3 protein-coding genes are annotated in these 2,600 nt (G+C 60.2%); all 3 read right to left on the reverse strand.

Annotation, left to right across the window (positions count from 1 at the left end):
- Positions 1-117: 117 nt before the first annotated feature.
- Positions 118-447, reverse strand: a complete 330-nt coding sequence (locus FJ398_27140) for a nicotinate-nicotinamide nucleotide adenylyltransferase (GenBank protein ID MBM3841553.1) — start codon at positions 445-447, stop codon at positions 118-120.
- Between the two features lie 393 nt (positions 448-840).
- Positions 841-2,088, reverse strand: coding sequence for a hypothetical protein (locus tag FJ398_27145; protein MBM3841554.1), 1,248 nt, complete (start codon positions 2,086-2,088; stop codon positions 841-843).
- A gap of 20 nt (positions 2,089-2,108) precedes the next feature.
- The gene (locus FJ398_27150) at positions 2,109-2,327 is read right to left on the reverse strand and encodes a hypothetical protein (protein ID MBM3841555.1); all 219 of its coding nucleotides are present in this window, start codon (positions 2,325-2,327) and stop codon (positions 2,109-2,111) included.
- Positions 2,328-2,600 lie beyond the last annotated feature (273 nt).

Below are 2,600 nucleotides of genomic sequence, written 5' to 3' on the forward strand. Positions count from 1 at the left end.
ACAAGGAAGAACTGCGAACTTTGCTCGAACAATTTATTGCCAAGCATAACCAGACCTCCAAACCCTTTGTCTGGCGCAAGCGCGAAGTCAGGGGAACTCAGCTTCGCAATACAGTAATTAACTTATGCAACTAAGCACTAGCCGCTGTGGAATTATTTGGCCGACGATTTGCCGGTAGTCGCGCACCGTGTCAATTGTGTAGCTCACGCCGCCCCGCAAGGTTTCCTGCGCGTCCACCTCGTAGCGTGGCATGCCCGTTAGTGCGAGGCGGAGCATTTGCAGGCGGGCCTTGGCGGGCGCTGGTTCGTTGCCCGGTTTAAATGGTGACTGCGCCGCTGGAATGAAGCACAGCCGATCCAATCCAAACTCCTCCCCCGCTGCCTGAGCTACGAGCAAATGTCCGAGGTGGACGGGGTCGAAGGAGCCGCCGTAGAGGCCGAGTTTCATGTCAGCGTCCTACTTTGCCATCACCGTTCAAATCCTCCCCAAGGCGGCCTTCGAGCAGTTCCGTGAGGAGCCGCAGTTGAGCGCGGGTCGATTTGAGTTCTAGTTCGAGGTGGGTCACACGGTCATTCAAAGTATGCGCCCGCGAAGCAAGCGCCTTCGTCTCCTCATGCCGCCGTGAAATCTGACATTGTTGTAGCAAGTCCCAAAGCATGGTTGTTTTTACGCTGGGCCGCAGAAACTTGGAACTACAACTTCAGCACCATTTTTCACCCAGGTAAACTGCTTCTTGGCTGCGATCACATCAGTTGAGCACGCCACTCCTTCGGAAGCCGTTTGTTCAAGCACAACAAGTTCACCCTATCTCCGCAGCGGCTGGATGACCGCAACCCGCGATCAGTCTAAACGCAGGATGCGATAAAAACGCGGGGCGGCCGGGACAAGGGAGGAATCTGTTTGCGCGGCTGTGAGCGTCGCGGCGGTGGTCGGACTGCCGAGGTTCTGCCAAGCCGCCGCGGTCAAACCGTCCCTGAACTGCACCTGGTAACTCCGGCCAACCACTGCGTCCCACGAGATGACGCGCCCGCCTCCGCTGGGCGCAACGCCGACGGTGAAGGGGGCGAGCAATTCGCGGATGGTTTGGTTGTAGGTGTCGGCGACGACGAGATGACCGTGCGCGGCGATGGCGAGGCCGTAGGGGTTGAAGAAGCGGGCAAGGCCGTTCGCGCCATCCGTTGCGCCGTCCATGCCGACGAGGCCGGCGATGGTGCTAACGCGCCCGTCCGGCGTGAGGCGGCGGATGACGTGGTGTGCGGCGTCGGCAATGTACAGTGTGCCGTTGGGCGCAAGCGCGAGTTCAGCCGGCTTGCCAAAGCGGGCGGAGGACGCCGGGCCATCGGCCGCGCCGTCCTGTCCGGTGGCTCCGGCGAGGGTGGTGACGACACCGGCGGCCGACACGCGGCGGATGGTGAAGTTGTTTGCGTCCGAGACGAAGAGCGAGCCGTTCGCCGCGAGCGCCAGACCGACGGGGTTATTGAAAAATGCGTTCGTGCCCGTGCCGTCAGCGGAACCGAACGTCTCCGGATTTCCCGCGAGAACCGACACGATGCCATTGGTGCTGATGACCCGGATGAGGTGATTGCCGCTGTCTGCGACGTAGACGGTGCCATTAGGCGCGACGGCAAGACCAAGCGGTTGGTTGAAACGTGCGGTGGCAGCGGAACCATCGGCGTAGTCTGCGTTACCAGCCAAACCAGCGAGCGTAGTGACGATGCCGTTAGTCGTAACCCGGCGAATAGTGTGATTGCCAGTATCCGAGACGTGGAAAACGGCCCCATCCGCAGCGACGGCGATTCCGGCAGGGTCGTTGAAACGAGCGTTGGAGTTTGTGCCGTCGGTGGAGCCGGGAGTTTCGGGAAGGCCCGCGAGCGTGCGGACAGAGTCTTGAGCGGGAGCCGGGCGAAGCAGGCAGGTGAGGAGCAGGACAAGCGCGAGCGTCCAGCGCCCGAGTAGCATCTGCGTCTCGCAGAAAACATGGGCTACAGAGTCTTGGAACGAGTTTACGTTCGCGGACAAAGAATTCGGCAGGCTGCCGAATTCTTCCCGCCGAAGGCGGGTGCTACCCAGTTTTGCCGTAATGCTCACGCGGTGGGTATCTGAGTGCTTCAATTACCACGACGGACCAAGCGGTCGTTACTGGGGCGCGCGGGCTGAGGGCCCTTTTCGGGCTGGTAAGCGTTCGGCGGCTTCAGCTTCCCGCCACTGGCGGTTTGCAACTCACCGTCCTTCACGGTCACCTCCTCGACCTTGTAGAGCGGACCAGTTCGTTTGGATTTCAAATCGCTCGGCGTGGGGCCGGCGAAGTGGCGAAAGAATTTCTGCATCTCGTTTCCGCCGCTTCAATTTCCCAACTTTCCGAGGGGAAAGCCTGATCTTTTCGCGACGAAGGAGCAAAATGATTTGCGAGCGTCGGCCGCTGTTCGCTGCGCACCTCGCAAGTTTCGATCAGGAACCACCCTTTGCTACACCCGCGATTTGATGAATTGCCGCACCTCATCGTGGTCGCCAGCAAAGTCGAACAGAAGACCCGCTGGCGTATCACGGAAAACCAACCGAATGTCCAGGCGAACTCGAACTTCGAAGTAACCGCCTGGAAG

It is taken from the genome of Verrucomicrobiota bacterium (assembly GCA_016871535.1).
Classification (GTDB): Bacteria; Verrucomicrobiota; Verrucomicrobiia; order Limisphaerales; family SIBE01; genus VHCZ01.

Coding starts and splice junctions, on each gene's coding strand:
- FJ398_27150 (MBM3841555.1), bottom strand. CDS start 2,327: ATGCAGAAATTCTTTCGCCACTTCGCCGGCCCCACGCCGAGCGATTTG.
- FJ398_27140 (MBM3841553.1), bottom strand. CDS start 447: ATGAAACTCGGCCTCTACGGCGGCTCCTTCGACCCCGTCCACCTCGGA.